Genomic DNA, 19,379 nt, shown 5'->3' with positions numbered 1-19,379 from the left:
GTTATTAATTTTTGTGTACTACAGAAAACAAAAGCATCAGCAAGAGAAACGAGAAGAAGTTTATAAAACCGAAACACGCATTGCAAAAAAAATTCATGATGAAGTCGCTAATAATGTGGTGAATATTATGAATAAAATTCAATACACAAAAGAAACGAAAGAGCAGCTTCTAGGTGATTTAGAAAAGGTGTATTTATTAACTCGAAATATTTCACATCAAAATAATACAGTTGAAACGGGAGAAAAATTTGAGAATTCTTTAAAAACACTACTTACTAGTTTTAACACGGATGAAACCAGCGTTATTCTAAAAAACCTTGCTAGTGTTGAATTGGTATTGATTAGTGAAGATAAACAAGTTGAAATATACAGAATCTTACAAGAATTGATGGTGAATATGAAGAAACATAGTAAAGCCAAATTGGTTGCAATTTCCTTCAAAAAAGATAGAAATCAATATTTTATAAATTATTCTGATAATGGTATTGGATTAGAATTTGATACTTTATCTACAAAAAATGGTCTTAAGAATGTGGAAACCCGTATAAAATCTATTAATGGAACTATTACTTTTGAAACATCTTTAAATAACGGATTTAAAGCATTTATTAGTTTTAAAAAATAAAAGCTATGTTTAAAAAAGTATTAATAGCAGAAGATATGGACTTTATCAATAGTGGAATAAAGTCTCAATTAACCGATTTAGGAATTCCAGAAATACAGTATGTCCAGTATTGTGATGAAGCCTTTTTAAAGTTAAAAAGTGCACATTTAAATAACGAACCTTTTGATTTGTTAATTAGTGATTTATCATTTGACGAAGATTATTTAAAACAAAAAATTACTTCTGGAGATGACTTAATAAAAGCTGTTAGAAATGAGTTCCCTAATTTAAAAATTATTGTGTTTTCTGTTGAAGAAAAGGAATATAGAATTCAAACATTATTTAATGAACATAAAATAAATGGGTATGTTTGGAAAAGCAGGGAAGGTTTAAGAGAGCTAAAAAATGCCATCCAAAAAATATTCAGTTCAGAAAGTATTTATATTTCTCCACAGGTTGCTGGTGCAATGTCTAAAAGTAAGGCGATTGAAATAGCTGATTATGATATTTTCTTAATAGAATGCCTATCTAAAGGACACTTACAAGAAGAAATAAGTGATATTTTAAAAGAAAAAAATTGGTCACCAACAAGTATTAGTACCATTGAAAAACGGTTGAAATTTTTAAAAGAGCATTTCAATGCTAATAATCCTACGCATTTGGTGTCAATAGCGAAAGATTTAGGACTCGTTTAAAAAATATTTATTTAATTGAATGCCTTACGGAAAGCCGTAAGGTTTTTTTGTTTTAAGGAATTACATTTGAATTGTTATTAGGGAATTTGCTATACCAATAAATGAAAAAGAAATGCTAAGCCTTACGGAAAACCGTAAGGTTTTGTTTTTTAATGAAGTTAAATTTGAAGTGATATATTCAAGAATATCATGTTAAACTGCAGTGGAGAACAGAACCCACTTTAAAAAACGTGGCGTTACTGAAAAGCCATACGAGTAGGAAAAAAATAAAATTTATTGTATGAAAAAATTAATACTAAAATCAGTTTTTATTTTATCAATTGCCATTTTCTTAACAAGTTGTGCTGCTGGGTTATCAGGATCTATGTCTGATTCAGCTGCACTTAGTTCAAACAATTTTACCTACGCACAAAAAAATGTTCAAGGTTTGTCTCAAGCTACATATGTTTTAGGGTTTGGAGGAATGAAAAGAGAAGCAATTGTAAACGAAGCTAAAGAAAAAATGTTAGCTAATAATCCTTTGAGAAATAATCAAGCAATAGCAAATTTAGTTGTAGATTTTAAATTATCAAATTTTTTAGGTATAGTTTATACCGTAAAATGTTATGTTAGTGCTGATATTGTTGAGTTCAAATAATTTCAACTTTCTTTAAAACACATTCTAACGGATTAATAAGAAAATATGTATATAATCTTTATTAATCCGTTTTTTAATAACTCTTCAAACTAAATAATTTAGAAATGCAAATAAACATATTTAAGTCAATTGCAGTTTTATTATCTCTAATTATACTATTGACAAGCTGTGCTAGTAATACAATAATTACTTCTATTCCATCCAACTCGAAATTATACTTAAATGGTGAGATGGTTGGGAATACTCCATATAAACACAGAGATTTAAAAATAGTTGGAAGTACAAATTCTATTAGAATTGAAAAAGAAGGTTATGAAATATGTAATGCTACTTTCTCAAAAGATGAAGAAATTGATGTTGGAGCTATGATTGGAGGCTTTTTTTTATTAGTTCCATTTCTTTGGGTAATGAAATACAAAAAAGCGCATCTTTATGAATTAAGACCTATAATAATTCAAACAAATAATTAAATGCTTTATTAACCTGCAGAAATTAAAATTTATTAATTAAATAAAATATATGAATTTTAAAAAAACACTATGAAAACACTGAAGATCATTTTCTTATTTCTTATCATTATTTTTGTAATAAGTTGTTCATTAGGAATGTTAACTTTAGTGGTAAATCAATAATTAAACTTAACTATTAAATCACTCTATTTAACCGTTCAAATAAACGCAATTTTAAACTCGTGTAATTCACTACAGTTTCTAAAATTTGATCTCTTTCTTCTTCAACACTCACATTGGTAACTAATGACGTAATTTTTTGCTCAATAAGTACACGGCGTAAATTATAAATAGCATCGAGTACCATTTTAGATAAATCCTTTTCTTTACTTTTAACAATCACTTGTTTTCGTTCCCAATTACTTAACGTATGTTTTTCGTCATCCATTAAAATATTGGTTACTAAATGTGCAATTTCTGTTTTAGAATGATTTATAAATGAGTCAACCTTTACTAGCTCATTTTGATTTAATTGATGAATTATTTCATAATAAATTTGCTTGAAAGTTTCATCGGTAAATTCAATCTCATCTTCTTGTAAATTCAAATATATTTCATTAGAAACTGCATTTAAAAAAAACTCTTTTCTAGATGGTTTCTCTTTATTAGAATCTACCTCTTCACTTGCAACAAAATTTTCAAATTCAACTTCATTATTACCATATAGCAGTAAAATTTTGATGATTTCTCGCTCGTATTTTTTAAGCTCATTCACCTTTTCAAGCTGAGGTGTTTTTTGCAAAGCCATTTCTGGATATAACACATCCATAGGCGGTTCGTTATAATCAGGTTTCTTTGAAGTTTCTCTTTTTGCTTTGTTAAAAAGTTGCGCCAATTCACTAAACAACACAGTTTCAGAAATATCCATAATTCTTGAACATTCTTGAATGTAAACTTCACGCTGAATACTATCTGGTATTTTAGAAATACTCACCACAATATCACGAATTAACCCCGCTTTTTTTACGGGATCATTCTTCGCTTCTTCCATCAACAATGACACTTTAAAATTGATAAAATCTTGCGAATTATTTTGTAAATATTCTTTTAATTCTTCTTCTGAAACTTTTTTAGCAAAACTATCGGGATCATCACCATTAGGAAACATAAGTACTCTTACATTCATTCCTTGTTCTAAAATTAAATCGATCCCTCTAATTGATGCTCTTATACCGGCTGCATCACCATCAAAAAGAATGGTAATATTTTTAGTAAGTCTGTTTATTAACCGAATTTGATTTTCAGTAAGTGCAGTTCCAGATGAAGAAACTACATTATGAATACCTGATTGATGCATTGAAATAACATCAGTATACCCTTCAACCAAATAGCAGTTATCTTCTTTTGCAATGCTTTGTTTTGCATAATGAATACCATATAAAACATTGCTTTTATGGTAAATATCACTATCAGGTGAATTTAAATATTTAGCAGCTTTTTTATCATTTGTTAAAATCCGACCTCCAAAACCTAACACTCTCCCACTCATACTATGAATAGGGAACATAACGCGTCCTTTAAAACGATCGAATTGTTTGGTTCCTGTTGAAGTTAACAAATCTTGTTTAACAATGGTAAGTCCGGTAGATTCTAAATATTTTAAATTGTATCCCTTGTTTAATGCTTCTGAAGTAAAAGCTTCCCATTCATTTAAAGAATACCCTAATTGAAATTTTTTAATGATTTTATCAGTAAAACCACGTTCTTTAAAATAACTTAACCCAATTGCTTTCCCTTGTGGGTCTTCTAATAATGTTTTATGAAAATAACCGCTCGCAAATTCTGAAACCAAAAACATACTTTCGCGCTCGTCTGCTTGTTCCTTTTGTTCATCAGTTTGCTCGGTTTCGTCTATTTCAATATTGTATTTTCTTGCCAAATATCGAATGGCTTCAGGATAAGAATAATGTTCATGTTCCATAATAAATGAAACCGCATTCCCCCCTTTTCCTGTACTAAAATCTTTCCAAATTTGTTTCACTGGTGAAACCATAAAGGAAGGAGAACGCTCATCAGAAAACGGGCTTAACCCTTTCCAATTGCTTCCTGCTTTTTTTAATTGAACAAATTCGCCAATAACCTCCTCTACCCGAGCAGCTTCAAAAACTTTATCTATGGTATCTCTTGAAATCAATATTGTTTTTTTAAGATTTCTAAATTACAAAATTTAGATAAAAAAATCACGCTTTAAAAAGTAAAGCGTGATTAAATTTTATTTTGTTATTTATTATAAACTACGAAACCGCTTTTAATCTTTTTAAAGTAGACTGATTAATTCTATCTTCAGCGTATTTCTTGGTGATTTTTAATTCACTTTCTTCAGTTCCTGGTAACTCAAACATGGCATCTGTTAAAATTGCTTCACATAGCGAACGCAAACCACGAGCTCCTAATTTGTATTCTACAGCTTTATCAACTATGTATCCTAATGCAGTTTCATTGATAGTAAAATCAATACCATCCATTTCAAACAACTTTTGATATTGTTTTATAATAGAGTTTTTAGGCTCTGTTAAAATGGCTCTAAGTGTCTCAGCATCTAACGGATTCATATGTGTTAGCACTGGTAAACGACCAATAATTTCTGGTATTAATCCAAATGCTTTTAAATCACTTGGTATAATATATTGTAACAAATTATCCTCATCTACTTTATCAACTTTAATAGATGCGCTATAACCAACAGCTTGTCTATTTAAACGTTTTCCAATAATTTTATCGATTCCAGAAAAAGCACCACCAGCCATAAATAAAATATCTTTGGTATTTACTTCAATAAATTTTTGATCTGGATGTTTTCTTCCTCCTTTTGGCGGAACATTTACCACTGAACCTTCCAATAATTTTAACAATGCTTGTTGAACTCCTTCACCTGAAACATCGCGTGTAATTGAAGGATTATCACCTTTACGCGCTATTTTATCAATTTCATCAATAAAAACAATTCCTCTTTCAGCTTTTTTCACATCATAATCAGCGGCTTGCAATAAACGTGTTAAAATAGTTTCAACATCTTCACCTACATAACCTGCCTCCGTTAAAACAGTAGCATCCACAATACAAAACGGAACGTTCAACATTTTTGCAATAGTACGTGCAATTAACGTTTTACCAGTACCTGTTTCTCCAACAATAACAATATTACTTTTTTCAATTTCTATTTCATCTTCATCTTTCGATTCAGGTTGTAATAAACGCTTGTAATGATTGTAAACCGCAACAGACATCACACGTTTTGCTTTATCTTGACCAATCATATATTGATCAATAAACGCTTTAATTTCTTTGGGTTTTTTTACAATTAATTCAGAAGTAAGGCTAGAAGAGCTTTGTTGAGCTGTTTCTTCAATTACAATTCCGTGAGCTTGTTCTATACATTTATCACAAATATGTGCGTCTAATCCTGCAATTAGCAAATCAGTTTCTGGCTTTTTTCTACCACAAAACGAACATTCTAAAACTTCATCTTTTGCCATTCTTTTGGTTCTTAAGTTTAATAAATTAGGGTTAAAAGTTAATTCAATAGTTAACTTTTATTTATTTTCTAATTAAAATTTCATCAATCATACCATATGCTTTTGCTTCATCAGCTTTCATCCAATAATCACGGTCTGAATCTGCATGGACTTTTTCCATTGTTTGTCCAGAATGCTTCGAAATTATTTCATACAATTCATTTTTTAATTTCATAATTTCACGAGCCGTAATTTCAATATCACTTGCTTGTCCTTGTGCACCACCTAAAGGTTGGTGAATCATAACACGTGAATGTGGTAACGCTGAACGTTTTCCTTTTGTACCAGCACACATAAGTACTGCTCCCATAGAAGCTGCCATACCTGTACAAATAGTTGCAACATCTGGTTTTATAAACTGCATAGTATCATAAATTCCTAATCCTGCATAAACACCTCCACCTGGAGAATTAATGTAGATTGAAATATCTTTTGAGCTATCTACACTTTCTAAAAACAACAATTGTGCTTGTATAATATTTGCTACATAATCATCAATTCCTGTGCCTAAAAAAATAATTCTATCCATCATTAAACGTGAAAACACATCCATTTGAGCAACATTTAATTGACGCTCTTCAATAATATATGGTGTAACGCTACTTACCAATTTATCGTAGTACATACTACTGATTCCTTGATCCTTTGTTGCAAATTTTTTAAATTCTTTTCCGTAATTCATTTTACAGTTTTTTAAAATATTAAGTGTGCAAAGATAAGAAGTATTTTATTAATAGTGGGTTTGTTAATTCATAAGGAATTCCTAATTCTTAAATTGTAATTAAAATTGTACGTTTTTCTATGTATATTTGAAATTCAAAATATTTTTTAAGATGAAAACCCCTTTTTATTTAGTTGCTTTGTTACTTCTAATTCAGGCGACAACTACTGCTCAAAGTTACAAACAACGCCTTAATACTATTGACATACAACACTATAAATTAGCACTTATTGTGAATGACACTACAAATAGTATTGATGCAACTATGGATATTTCTTTAAAATTTAAAGCATTATTGAGTGAATTTCAACTCGATTTAGTTAAAAAAGATAGTATAAGTGGTTTAGGAATGGTTGTAGATTCTATTTACCAAAATAATGTGAAAGTTTCGTTTACGCATGAAAATAACAAAATTTTAATTCAGCCAATACATACTTTTCCTGGAATAGAATACACCTATATTATAAAATATCATGGGGTTCCGGATGACGGATTGGTGATTAGTAAAAATTTACACGGTGATAGAACTTTTTTTGGAGACAATTGGCCAAATAGAGCTCACCACTGGTTTCCTTGCATAGATCATCCTTCTGATAAAGCAACTGTTGAATATATTATTGAAGCACCGAACCATTATCAAACAATAGCTAATGGTTTTCAGATTGAAGAAACTAACATAACAAATACAACAAAACAATATCACTGGAAAACTGAAGTGCCACTACCAACCAAAGTAATGGTTATTGGAATTGCTAAATTTGCGGTGCAAAATATTGGTGAAACACATAACATTCCTGTTTCAAATTGGGTATATCCACAAACAAAAGAACAAGGCTTTTACGATTTTTCCACAACCAAAAATATTCTTAACTTTTTTATTGAAAATATTGGCGAATACCCATTTCAAAAATTAGCAAACGTACAATCTAAAACACGTTTTGGAGGAATGGAAAATGCAGGAAATATTTTTTACTTTGAAGAATATGTTACAGGCAAAAAAGAACATGAAGATTTAATTGCTCACGAAATTGCACATCAATGGTTTGGAAATTCTGTTTCAGAAATTGATTGGTCTCATATTTGGTTAAGTGAAGGTTTTGCAACTTATTTTACCGATTTATACATTTTAAATGAAAAAGGTGAAGATGACTTTTTAAAAAGAATAAATGAAGAACGTGAAACAATTTTTAAGTTTCACAAAAGTAAGCAATCACCTGTAATTGATACAAAAACTACCAATTACATGCAATTACTAAATGCTAATTCTTATAATAAAGGTGCTTGGGTTTTGCATATGCTTCGAAAACAAATTGGTGATGAAGCATTTTGGAAAGGCATTAAAACTTACTATTCAACATATAAATTTAACAATGCCACTACAAACGATTTTAAAAATGTAATGGCCCAAATATCAAATCAAAATTTAGATATTTTCTTTAAGCAATGGCTTAAAAAAATTGGCCATCCAATATTAAAAACCAATTGGATTTACCACAATAATAAACTTCGAATTATAATTGATCAAACTCAAGAAACCGTTTTTCAACTTCCACTTGATATTGAAATGATTTATAGTGATGGTTCTTCAGAGATAAAAACCATTCAAATTACAGATAAAACAGCACCTTATATTATTGCTACAACGGGAGATGTAAAGGAAATTAAATTAGACCCAAATAGTTGGTTGTTATTTGAATTAATAGAGTAACAAATAGTATTGACTATTATGTTTTAATATCTTTTCTTCTAAACCAATGAAATTTCTGCGAAAGCAGCTAAGACATAACGTTTACATTTTGCAATTTTAAAACTGTGTAACTTATTAACTATTTAAGTATTACATTTGCAAAAAATACAACAATGACTTTTTCCGATTTAAACTTAAACCGATTTTTATTAGATGCTTTAGACGAAATGGGGTTCACAACACCTACTCCAATTCAAGAAAAAGCCTTTTCAGTAATTATGAGTAGTAAAGATATGGTTGGTATTGCCCAAACCGGAACAGGTAAAACATTTGCGTATTTGCTCCCAATTTTAAAACAACTTACATTTTCTACACAAAAATACCCACGCGTTTTAATTATTGTACCAACCAGAGAATTGGTAGTGCAAGTAGTTGGAGAAATTGAAAGTTTAACACCCTATATTAATGTACGATTTGCTGGTGTTTATGGAGGTACAAACCTAAATAAGCAAAAACAATTAATATATGAAGGTCAAGATATTTTAGTGGCAACTCCTGGTCGTTTATTAGATTTAGCGTTAGATGGTATTTTAAAACTAAAACATATTCAAAAGTTAGTAATTGATGAAGTTGATGAGATGATGAATCTTGGTTTTAGACCACAATTAATTACCCTGCTTGATTTATTGCCAAAAAAACGTCAAAGTATTTTATTTTCGGCAACATTAACCAAAGAAGTTGCATGTTTATTAGATCAGTTTTTTAAATCTCCCGTTAAAATTGAAATTGCAAGTAGTGGAAGTCCTTTAGACACTATTGAACAACAAGCATATCCTGTTCCAAATTTTTATACAAAAGTTAACTTTTTGGTACAATTACTAAAAGATAAAGAAACTTTTAAAAAAGTATTGGTGTTTGTAAAAAACAAAAAGCAAGCAAATATTTTATTTGAAGAGTTAGAACTTTTAATTCCAGGACAAACAAATGTAATTCACTCTAATAAAACCCAAAATTATCGTTTACGTGCAGTAAATAATTTTGAAAAAGGTTTTTTTAATGTGTTAATTGCAAGCGACATTATTGCACGTGGTTTAGATTTCACAGATGTGAGTCATGTAATAAATTTTAATATCCCTGAAGAGCCAGAAAATTACATGCATAGAATTGGTAGAACTGGTAGAGCAGAGCAAAAAGGAACTACTATCGCATTTTTCACAGAAGAAGAAGCTGACTATTTAGGTGAAATTGAACTTTTAATGAATACTGAAATTAACGTTTTAGATCTTCCTGAAAACATCATCATATCTAAACAGATGATTGATGAAGAAATGCCAAAAGTAGAAGCTGAAAAAACAAGTCAGAAAAAAACACTTACAGAGCCAAGTGGAGCTGCTTTTCACGAAAAAAAGGAAAAAAATACACGCGTAAATTTAGGTGGATCTTACAGAAGAGAAATTGCAAAAAAATACAAAAAACCTAAAACTAGAGGGCAAAAACGCAAATAACAGTAAACTCAAAACTTATTTTACCAAAAGAGTTTTACAACCTATTACTTTATCATTTTTTTTGCTTTTTGCTTGATAATTACTTCAACTGGTACATTTTGAATTTTACTTTCTAGCCACGAAATAACATCTAAATATAAGAATGCACGCTTTTCGTAAGGATGATTTTCAAACTCACTTAATTCTTTATGTAATTTCACAAATGCCTTATGAATATCTTGTGGGTAAATAGTACTTAAATTTTTAAGAAATGATATCATTTTACGTTGTACTTCGTGTAAATCATTCATTTTAATTAAAAACTTATAAGTTGATATTATAAGTTTATCAATATCATAATCTAACCCCGCATCATAATGTGCAACCAAATTTAAAACACGCGTAAAACACAATAAATCTTCGCGCATCTTTAAGTCTTTATTACTAATAATTTTTTCTAAATAAAAAATACATTCTTCATTTTTGCCTGCTCCAAAATACATACACGCAATTTTATAATAAAAAACCATGATATGGTGTGCATCAATTTTGGTTTCAAACTTTTGTAATTCTTTTAATAATTTTGTAGTAAAAACAATTCCTTTATGAAACCTACCTTCTAAAAAATAAAGGTTTAATTTATTTTGAGAATAATATAAAAAAGTTAATGTAGTTGTGTTTTCATTTAAAGAAATATTCTCATTTTCAATATCAAAATTCAATTTCTCAAGTACTTTATTAAACTTCGTTTTGTGCTTAATTAAATACAACGATTCTAATAAATAATTAACTCCCTTTAAGTAAAAAACTGGATTTTGAATTTTCATTTCAGGATTTTCCTCAAATAAGTCTACCCATTTTTGTGAATATTTATAACCCGAAACAAAATCTTGCATAATTAAACTATGCCATAAATATGCTTTGTATAAAAATAACCGCTCTCTAAATCCTAATTCAGATAATTTATAACTTGGTAACCTTTTTTCAAAATATAATGTTACTTTTTTTGAATCAACATCATCTTTTACATAGCCTTCTTTTAACATTAAACTATACAATTGAAGAGATAAATTTGATAATTTACTAGCTCTTACGTTTCTTAGACTTAACTCTTTTGCTTGCTTTGCTAATTCATCAGCTCTGTTACTTAAACTTCTAGTAATATACTGAGATTCAATCACTTTTTCAAATTCAACTATTTCATAAGCTGAATTATTTTCACCTGTACTTAATGCTAATTCTTTAGCTTTCTCTAATATTTTTAGGCTTTGTTTATACAAACCTTTGCTATATAATATTGCTGCAAAATCAAATTGCTCTCTAATTTGAGACCGTACATTTTGATGAACAGGATTCAACCGTAAACTCACCAAAATTTGTTTGTATAAATGTGCTTTTGTGTTTGATATTTGCTGCTTTTTAATATTGGTTTTTTTTAAAATTAAATCATCATTAAAAGCACTTACCTTATCTAATAAATTAAATAAAGAAATGAAGTTAGCGTCTGCATTTCCACCTAACCTTCCAACATATAACTTAAATTGTCTTTTTTCAGATTTAGAAAGCGACTTTACTAACGTAAAAAGAACATCTTTTTGCTCTATAGCCATTGTAACAAAATTATTTTACTTTATTGATTATTAGTGATTTACAAAAAAAAATATTATTTGAATATAGTAAACAATTCAATTGTTGAAATATACAAAAAACGTTTAGTATTATTTTTGGTAATTCAAATGTGATAAAAAAAAATCAAAAATGAGCAATAATAAAGTCCAAATTTTTGACACAACCTTAAGAGATGGCGAGCAAGTTCCTGGTTGTAAGTTAAATACAGCACAAAAATTAATCATTGCTGAACGTCTTGATATTTTAGGTGTAGACGTAATTGAAGCTGGATTTCCTGTTTCAAGTCCGGGTGATTTTACATCTGTAGAAAAAATTTCAAAACTAGTAAAAAACGCTATAGTTTGTGGACTTACAAGAGCAAATAAAAAAGACATTGAAGTTGCAGCTGCATCACTAAAATATGCTAAACGACCAAGAATACATACTGGAATTGGAACTTCTGATTCTCATATAATTCATAAATTTAATTCAACGCAAGAAAAAATAATTGAAAGAGCTGTTGACGCAGTTGCTTACGCAAAAACTTTTGTTGAAGATGTTGAATTTTATGCTGAAGATGCTGGTAGAACAGATAATGAATATTTAGCTCGAGTTTTAGAGCAAGTTATTAAAGCTGGAGCTACTGTTTTAAATATTCCTGACACTACAGGTTATTGTTTACCTGATGAATATGGAGCTAAAATAAAATATTTAAAAGAAAACGTAAAAGGAATTCATAATGTCATTATTTCTTGTCATTGCCATAACGATTTAGGTTTAGCAACTGCCAATGCAATTGCAGGTGTTCAAAATGGCGCACGTCAAATTGAATGCACAATTAATGGAATTGGAGAGCGTGCAGGAAACACTTCATTAGAAGAAGTGGTTATGATTTTAAAACAACATCCTTACTTAAATTTAGAAACAGGAATAAATAGTAAATTATTATACAGCACTAGTCAATTAGTACAAGATAGTATGGGAATGAGAGTACAGCCAAACAAGGCAATTGTTGGTGAAAATGCTTTTGCGCATAGCTCAGGAATTCACCAAGATGGTGTAATAAAAAATAGAGAAACATACGAAATAATGAACCCTGCTGATGTTGGTGTAAATGAATCTTCAATTATTTTAACAGCAAGAAGTGGTAGAGCAGCTTTAGCATATCGTGCTAAAAATGTTGGATATAATTTAACTAAAATTGAATTGGATGATTTATATCCTCAATTTTTAAGATTTGCAGATTTTCATAAGCAAGTTAATGATGAAGATATTCATCATTTAATGGAGTTAAATCATGTACATAAAACTGCTGCTAATTTCTAAATTGAAGCGAATAAAATAATAATTAAACAAAATATTTATTATTTTTAGCAATGATATTACTATGGCAAACGCCATGTGATTTTAAAAATTAGAATCATTACACATGAAATTAAAAATCGCTTTACTTCCTGGTGATGGAATTGGTCCTGAAGTAACTCAACAAGCAGTAAAAGTATTAAATGCTATTACCGAAAAATACCAGCATACTTTCGAGTACGTTACAGCTTCAATTGGAGCTATAGCTATTGAAAAATATGGCGTTCCACTTCCTAACGAAACACTTAAAATTTGTGCTGAATCAGATGCAATTTTATTTGGTGCTATTGGAGAATTAAAATATGACAACAATCCAAGTGCTAAAATTCGTCCTGAGCAAGGTTTATTAGAACTTCGGAAAAGTTTAGGGCTTTTTGCAAATATCTGTCCAATAACCACTTACAATTCATTGCTACATAAATCAAATCTAAAAGAAGAAGTGATTAAAGAAGTTGATTTTGTAATTTACAGAGAACTTACTGGTGGTATTTATTTTGGCGAAAAAAGCTTGAGTGATGACGGAAATTCAGCATCAGATAACTGTATTTATACCACTGAAGAAATTGACAGAATAGCGCATTTAGCCTTTAAAGCTGCACAAGTAAGGCGAAAAAAATTAACATTGGTTGACAAGGCTAATGTTTTAGAAACTTCTCGTCTTTGGAGAAAAAGAGTACTTGAAATTGCCAAAGAATATCCAACTATAAAATTAGAATTTTTATTTGTTGACAATGCTGCAATGCAACTCATTTTAAACCCAAAACAGTTTGATGTAATCTTAACCGAAAATATGTTTGGTGACATTCTCTCAGATGAAGCGAGTGTTATTTCAGGCTCAATTGGTTTGTTAGCTTCTGCTTCAATTGGTAAACACACGGCCCTATTTGAGCCTATTCACGGGTCTTATCCATTAGCAACAGGTAAAAACATTGCCAATCCTTTAGCTTCTGTATTATCTGCTGCAATGTTACTAGAGCATTTCGATTTATTTGAAGAAGCTGAGGATATAAGAAACGCTGTTGAAAAATCTATAGACTTAAATATTTCAACGCCAGATTTAAACGCTACCAATCACTTTTCAACTACAAGTGTTGGAAATTTTTTAAGAGATTTCATTTTAGATGAAGAAAATACATTTTACAATAAAAACAATATAGATTTAGGCCAATCTACTATTATTTAATAGTTGAAAATTGAAACGCCTAAAATCTACTATTTTTGTTTAGTTTTACAGCTATGAAAAATACTACAAGCCTTATAAATGCCATTAATTATCGTCGTTCTGTTAGAGTATATGATGAAAATAAAGAAATTGATTCTGAAATTGTAAAAAAGTGCATTCAGCAAGCAACATTGGCGCCAAATAGTAGCAATATGCAATTGTGGGAATTTCATCATATAACTTCAAAAAAAATCTTAGCTGAATTGGCAATTGCATGTTTGGGCCAAAGTGCAGCAACCACAGCAAAAGAAATGGTTGTAATTGTAGTACGTAAAGATGTATGGAAACAACGTGTAAAAGCACATATTAGTTATTTAACTCAATTATTTGGAGTAAAACCAACAAATGAATATTCTGGGCGTGAAAAATTCGCCTTAAATTATTATAAAAAATTAATGCCTTTTGTTTACAGTGATTTTTTTGGGGTTTTTGGCTACATAAAGTATGCTATTTCTTGGGTTACTGGACTTTTCAAACCTAGTTACAGACAACTTAGAAAGTCAGATATGCGAATTGTAGCTCATAAAAGTGCTGGTTTAGCTGCGCAAACATTTATGCTAAGCATGGCTGCTGAAAATTACGACACTTGCCCAATGGAAGGAAGTGATACGCTTCGCATAAAAAAAATATTAAAATTACCTTCAAAAAGTGAAGTTAACATGGTAATCTCTTGTGGAATTCGAAAACCTGAAGGTGTTTATGGTGAACGTTTTAGAATTCCTTTTGAAAGTATTTACAAACAATGGTAATTAGTTTCAACAAAAATCGTCAAAAATATATATGTCAACAAAAGAAGAAATAATTCAAAAAATTATAGCAAATAAAAATAGACCACATTTAAATTTCAGTCTAAAACATAAAACTGAAAATTTTACAAATAATCTATTTCATACCTTATTTGATTCTGAAGCTTGCGTTGCGAGAAACATTAAACAATTAGAGGAAGATTTTAAAGAAATTTATAAACTTGCTTGTTTAATTAATGATGGTTCTTGTGAAACAATTTGGAATAGTTTTCTATATAAATTACCAACAATTTTAGAAAATTTAAATCTCGATGCTCAAGAATTAGTGAACAATGACCCTGCTTCTAACACTATTGAAGAAGTTTATTTAGCTTACCCAGGTTTTTATGCGATTGCAATTTACCGTTTTAGCCACGAGTTATTATTATTAAATACACCATTAATCCCAAGATTAATGAGCGAGTATGCACATAGTAAAACAGGAACCGATATTCACCCAGGAGCCACTATTGGCAAGTCCTTTTTTATTGACCATGCTACAGGAACCGTTATTGGTGAAACATGTGTAATTAAAGATTTTGTAAAAATTTATCAAGGAGTTACTTTAGGCGCATTGCAAGTTTCAAAAGAACTAAGAAACATAAAAAGACACCCAACTGTTGAAAATAATGTGACTATTTATGCAAATGCCACAATTCTTGGAGGTGAAACTATTATTGGCGAAAATTGTACTATTGGAGGGAATGTTTGGATTACTAAATCCGTTCCTAAAAATTCATTAGTGTATCATTCAACTGAAACGAAACAAAAACCTAAATTTTAACTAATGGAATCTAACAATTTATTTAATTTCTTAGGAAATACACCTTTGGTAAAAGTTCAAAAATTACTGATAAAAGATGGTGTTTCTTTATTGCTGAAATTGGAAGGGAATAATTTAGCAGGAAGTGTTAAAGACAGACCCGCTTTTAATATGATTAATTCCGCTCTTTTAAGAAATGATATTAAAAAAGGAGATTATTTGATTGAAGCAACTAGTGGAAATACTGGGATTGCATTGGCTATGATAGCACAGCAATTTGGTTTACATATGGAATTGGTTATGCCTGAAAATTCAACTAAAGAACGTATTCAAACTATGCAAGCTTATGGGGCAAAAGTTACCTTAACATCTGCTGAAATTGGAATAGAAGGTGCCAGGGAATATGCTGAAAAACAAGTAATTGACAAAGGTTATTTTATGTTGAATCAGTTTGCAAATGATGACAATTGGAAAGCACATTATAAAACTACAGGTCCTGAAATTTGGCATGATACCAAAGGTAAAATAACTCATTTTGTTTCAGCCATGGGCACAACAGGAACCATTATGGGAACATCAACTTTTTTAAAAGAAAAAAATGCTTCTATTCAAATTATTGGTGCACAGCCTACCGATAATTCAAAAATCCCTGGGATTAGAAAATGGTCAAAAGAATTTCTTCCTAAAATATTCAATCCTAAAAAAGTAGATAAAATTATTGAAGTAAGTGAAGAAGAAGCTCGTGAAATGACTAAAAGATTAGCAAAAGAAGAAGGAGTGTTTTCAGGAATGAGTGGTGGTGGCGCAGTAGCAGCTTCATTAAAATTAGCAGAAACACTTACTAAAGGTACTATTGTAACTATAATTCCAGATAGAGGCGACCGCTATTTATCCTCTAATTTATTTGAATAAAATGGTATAAACATATGCATATTTAAGATTGCTTGCCAGTTGCTTTTATTGTATTTTTGTTCAATATATCATTTAATTACATAGTATGAAAAAAGTACAAATGGTTGACCTACTAGGTCAATACGATAAAATACAAGATCAAATAGATTCAAAAATATTAGAAGTTGTAAAATCTGGAGCATACATAAACGGTCCAGAAGTGCATAGTTTCCAAAAAGAGTTAGAAGAATATTTAGGTGTAAAACACGTAATTCCTTGTGCAAACGGAACAGATGCTCTACAAGTTGCGATGATGGGGTTAGGTTTAAAACCTGGTGATGAAGTTATCACAGCCGATTTTACATTTGCAGCTACTGTTGAAGTTATTGCTCTTTTACAATTAACACCTGTTTTAGTTGATGTTGAAAAAGACACTTTTAACATGGATATTGAAGCTTTGAAAAAAGCAATTACACCTAAAACCAAAGCTATTGTGCCTGTTCATTTATTTGGACAATGCGCAAATATGGAAGCTGTTTTAGAAATTGCAAAAGCACATAACTTATTTGTAATTGAAGATACTGCACAAGCTATTGGAGCAAATTATACTTTTGGTAATGGTACTAAAAAGAAAGCAGGAACTATGGGAAATGTTGGTACAACTTCATTTTTTCCTTCAAAAAACTTAGGTTGTTATGGTGATGGTGGTGCAATTTTCACAAATGATGATGACTTAGCGCACATTTTAAGAGGAATGGTAAACCACGGAATGTACAAACGTTATTATCATGATGTTGTTGGTGTAAATTCTCGATTAGACAGCATTCAAGCTGCCGTTTTAAGAATAAAATTAACACATTTAGATGCTTATTGCAATGAGCGCAGAAAAGCGGCTCGTTATTATAACAATGCTTTTAAAAATGAACAATTTATAAGTACTCCAAAAATGGGGAATGGTTGTGAATTTGTTTGCGACGATTGCGATTGCCATGTATTTCATCAATACACCTTAAAAATTACAAATGGAAAACGCAACGAATTACATCAGCATTTATTAGATAATGGAATTCCAAATGCAATCTATTATCCAGTTGCTTTACATAGTCAAAAAGCATATGTAGATACTCGTTATAACGAAGCTGATTTTAACGTTACTAATGAGTTAATAGAAACAGTTATCTCCTTACCAATGCATACCGAATTGGACACAGAACAACTAGATTTTATCATTAAAACAATCTTAGATTTTATAAATAACTAATGAAGAAAATTTTAGTAACTGGCGGCTTAGGATTTATTGGCTCTCATACAGTTGTAGAACTTCAAAACGAAGGTTTTGAAGTTCTAATAATTGATGATTTATCAAATTCAACCATTGAGGTTCTTGATAAAATAACTTCAATAACAACTATAAAGCCTAGTTACTTTAATATTGATTTAAAAGATAAAGTGGCTGTTCAAAAGTTTTTTAAAGAAAATAAAGTAGCTGGTGTTATTCATTTTGCCGCCTCAAAAGCAGTGGGTGAAAGTGTTGAAAGACCTTTAGAATATTACGAAAACAATATTGGCTCTCTTGTTTATTTATTAAAAGAAATGAAAGCTAACCTTGTAAACAACTTCATTTTTAGTTCATCTTGTACCGTTTACGGACAAGCTGATGAACTGCCAATTACAGAAAATGCTTCAGTAAAACCTGCAGAATCTCCGTATGGAAATACCAAAAAAATTGGAGAAGAAATTATAAAAGATACCACAAAAGTTTCAGAAATAACAGCAATCGCTTTACGTTATTTTAATCCGATTGGCGCTCATAAATCTGCAAAAATTGGAGAATTACCTATTGGTGTTCCTCAAAATTTAATTCCTTTTGTTACACAAACTGCTGCTGGTATTCGTAAAGAATTATCAGTCTTTGGAAGTGATTATCCAACTTCTGACGGAACAGCTGTAAGAGATTATCTTCACGTTGTTGATTTAGCCAAAGCACATATTGTTGCTTTAAGAAGATTACTTAGTAACAATAATAAAACTTCTTTTGAAGTGTTTAATATTGGAACCGGTAGGGGAAATTCAGTGTTAGAAATTATAAAATCTTTTGAAAAAGTAACAGGTAAAAAATTAAATTACAAATTAGTTGACCGAAGAGAAGGCGACATTACTGCTGCTTATGCAGATACAACTTTAGCAAATAATGAGTTAGGCTGGAAAGCTGAATTAACTTTAGATGAAGCATTACTTTCAGCCTGGAATTGGCAACAAACTTTATAAAAATTAAATATAAAAAAACTCCTTAATAAATTTATTAAGGAGTTTTTTTATCGTTTGAATTATTCTATTTGTAAACTTCTTTTACAAATGCTTCATAATTCATTTCTTTTACTTTAAAAGTAATATTATCTTTATAAAAGTTAAGTAATTTTTGACTTACCAATTGTTCTTGTAAACGTTTAGCTTCATCTTGATTACTAAGTACTCTTTGTACAATATCATTCAATTCTTTTTCTTCAGGATTTAATTGTCCGTATTGAGCCATTTGAGTTTTTACAAAACCTTTTGTGAATTCTTGTAACTCTGGAAAATCTAATTTAATACCACTATCCTTTAACACTTTGCCTTCAATTAATTGGTAACGCAATCCTTTCTCTGATTTGTCAAATTCCTCAGAAGCTTGTTCAGGAGTCATTGGGTTTTCACCAGCAACAGCTAACCATTTTTTTAAAAATTCAGTAGGTAAATCAAATTTTGTATTTTCTACTAAATATTCAGTAACGTCATTTAATAATTGTTGATCTGCTTGAGTTTGAAATTGCTTTTCAGCATCTTCTTTAATTTTAGCAACCAATTCTTCTTTAGATTTTACAACATCTGGTCCAAAAACTTTATCAAACAATTCTTG

Annotated in this window: 17 protein-coding genes and 1 pseudogene; 13 read left to right on the top strand and 5 right to left on the bottom strand. The window is 29.9% G+C overall.

Annotated elements, in window-relative coordinates:
* The 4 genes from Q0352_RS05465 to Q0352_RS05450 form a co-directional block, all read left to right on the top strand.
* On the top strand, positions 1 to 625 hold a 625-nt coding region (locus tag Q0352_RS05465), incomplete at its 5' end, for a sensor histidine kinase (protein WP_367274598.1).
* Positions 626 to 630: 5 nt separating this feature from the next.
* Entirely contained in the window at positions 631 to 1,299 is a 669-nt protein-coding gene (locus Q0352_RS05460) for a response regulator (RefSeq protein WP_299524812.1), read from the top strand.
* Between the two features lie 280 nt (positions 1,300 to 1,579).
* Positions 1,580 to 1,936 carry a DUF6567 family protein gene (locus Q0352_RS05455; RefSeq protein ID WP_299524809.1) on the top strand — a complete coding sequence of 119 codons (357 nt, stop codon included), beginning with the start codon at positions 1,580 to 1,582 and terminating at the stop codon, positions 1,934 to 1,936.
* Positions 1,937 to 2,040: 104 nt separating this feature from the next.
* Positions 2,041 to 2,406 carry a PEGA domain-containing protein gene (locus Q0352_RS05450; RefSeq protein WP_299524806.1) on the top strand — a complete coding sequence of 122 codons (366 nt, stop codon included), beginning with the start codon at positions 2,041 to 2,043 and terminating at the stop codon, positions 2,404 to 2,406.
* Between the two features lie 175 nt (positions 2,407 to 2,581).
* Here the strand turns inward: Q0352_RS05450 and dnaG are convergent, their stop codons facing one another.
* From dnaG to clpP, 3 genes are all read right to left on the bottom strand, one after another.
* Positions 2,582 to 4,579 carry a DNA primase gene (dnaG, locus tag Q0352_RS05445; RefSeq protein WP_299524803.1) on the bottom strand — a complete coding sequence of 666 codons (1,998 nt, stop codon included), beginning with the start codon at positions 4,577 to 4,579 and terminating at the stop codon, positions 2,582 to 2,584.
* 100 nt (positions 4,580 to 4,679) lie between these two features.
* Positions 4,680 to 5,921 carry an ATP-dependent Clp protease ATP-binding subunit ClpX gene (gene clpX / locus Q0352_RS05440; protein ID WP_299524799.1) on the bottom strand — a complete coding sequence of 414 codons (1,242 nt, stop codon included), beginning with the start codon at positions 5,919 to 5,921 and terminating at the stop codon, positions 4,680 to 4,682.
* A gap of 61 nt (positions 5,922 to 5,982) precedes the next feature.
* Positions 5,983 to 6,642: an ATP-dependent Clp endopeptidase proteolytic subunit ClpP gene (clpP, locus tag Q0352_RS05435; protein ID WP_299524796.1), complete on the bottom strand. Its 660-nt coding sequence runs from the start codon at positions 6,640 to 6,642 to the stop codon at positions 5,983 to 5,985.
* Positions 6,643 to 6,793: 151 nt separating this feature from the next.
* On the opposite strand from clpP, the gene Q0352_RS05430 reads away from it, so the two are divergent.
* Positions 6,794 to 8,389, top strand: a complete 1,596-nt coding sequence (locus tag Q0352_RS05430; protein WP_299524793.1) for a M1 family metallopeptidase — start codon at positions 6,794 to 6,796, stop codon at positions 8,387 to 8,389.
* Positions 8,390 to 8,541: 152 nt separating this feature from the next.
* The gene (locus Q0352_RS05425) at positions 8,542 to 9,873 is read left to right on the top strand and encodes a DEAD/DEAH box helicase (RefSeq protein ID WP_299524790.1); all 1,332 of its coding nucleotides are present in this window, start codon (positions 8,542 to 8,544) and stop codon (positions 9,871 to 9,873) included.
* Positions 9,874 to 9,917: 44 nt separating this feature from the next.
* Here Q0352_RS05425 and Q0352_RS05420 read toward each other — a convergent pair whose 3' ends face one another.
* Positions 9,918 to 11,462 carry a hypothetical protein gene (locus Q0352_RS05420; protein ID WP_299524787.1) on the bottom strand — a complete coding sequence of 515 codons (1,545 nt, stop codon included), beginning with the start codon at positions 11,460 to 11,462 and terminating at the stop codon, positions 9,918 to 9,920.
* Positions 11,463 to 11,610: 148 nt separating this feature from the next.
* Between Q0352_RS05420 and Q0352_RS05415 the strand changes: the two genes are divergently transcribed.
* The 7 genes from Q0352_RS05415 to galE all read left to right on the top strand — a co-directional run bounded on the left by Q0352_RS05415 (position 11,611) and on the right by galE (position 18,751).
* Complete coding sequence (locus tag Q0352_RS05415) at positions 11,611 to 12,786, top strand: 2-isopropylmalate synthase (RefSeq protein ID WP_299524784.1); 1,176 nt, start codon at positions 11,611 to 11,613, stop codon at positions 12,784 to 12,786.
* A gap of 103 nt (positions 12,787 to 12,889) precedes the next feature.
* Positions 12,890 to 14,005, top strand: a complete 1,116-nt coding sequence (gene leuB, locus Q0352_RS05410; RefSeq protein WP_299524781.1) for a 3-isopropylmalate dehydrogenase — start codon at positions 12,890 to 12,892, stop codon at positions 14,003 to 14,005.
* Positions 14,006 to 14,058: 53 nt separating this feature from the next.
* Positions 14,059 to 14,793 (top strand): nitroreductase family protein, encoded by a 735-nt coding sequence (locus tag Q0352_RS05405; RefSeq protein WP_299524779.1) that lies wholly within the window; start codon positions 14,059 to 14,061, stop codon positions 14,791 to 14,793.
* Positions 14,794 to 14,824: 31 nt separating this feature from the next.
* Positions 14,825 to 15,613 carry a serine O-acetyltransferase gene (locus Q0352_RS05400; protein ID WP_299524777.1) on the top strand — a complete coding sequence of 263 codons (789 nt, stop codon included), beginning with the start codon at positions 14,825 to 14,827 and terminating at the stop codon, positions 15,611 to 15,613.
* A 3-nt stretch (positions 15,614 to 15,616) separates the two neighbouring features.
* Positions 15,617 to 16,504: a cysteine synthase CysM gene (cysM, locus tag Q0352_RS05395; protein WP_299524775.1), complete on the top strand. Its 888-nt coding sequence runs from the start codon at positions 15,617 to 15,619 to the stop codon at positions 16,502 to 16,504.
* Between the two features lie 85 nt (positions 16,505 to 16,589).
* Positions 16,590 to 17,744 (top strand): DegT/DnrJ/EryC1/StrS aminotransferase family protein, encoded by a 1,155-nt coding sequence (locus tag Q0352_RS05390; RefSeq protein WP_299524772.1) that lies wholly within the window; start codon positions 16,590 to 16,592, stop codon positions 17,742 to 17,744.
* Positions 17,744 to 18,751, top strand: coding sequence for a UDP-glucose 4-epimerase GalE (gene galE / locus Q0352_RS05385; protein WP_299524769.1), 1,008 nt, complete (start codon positions 17,744 to 17,746; stop codon positions 18,749 to 18,751). The genes Q0352_RS05390 and galE overlap by 1 nt, the downstream gene beginning before the upstream one ends.
* 64 nt (positions 18,752 to 18,815) lie before the next feature.
* Here the strand turns inward: galE and Q0352_RS05380 are convergent.
* Positions 18,816 to 19,379, bottom strand: a pseudogene (locus Q0352_RS05380) (trigger factor); the annotation flags it as partial.

The sequence above is a fragment of the uncultured Lutibacter sp. genome (genome assembly GCF_937891065.1).
Taxonomy (GTDB): domain Bacteria; phylum Bacteroidota; class Bacteroidia; order Flavobacteriales; family Flavobacteriaceae; genus Lutibacter.
The sequence above is the reverse complement of the archived record's forward strand: the minus strand, read 5'-3'. Positions and strand labels throughout refer to the sequence as shown.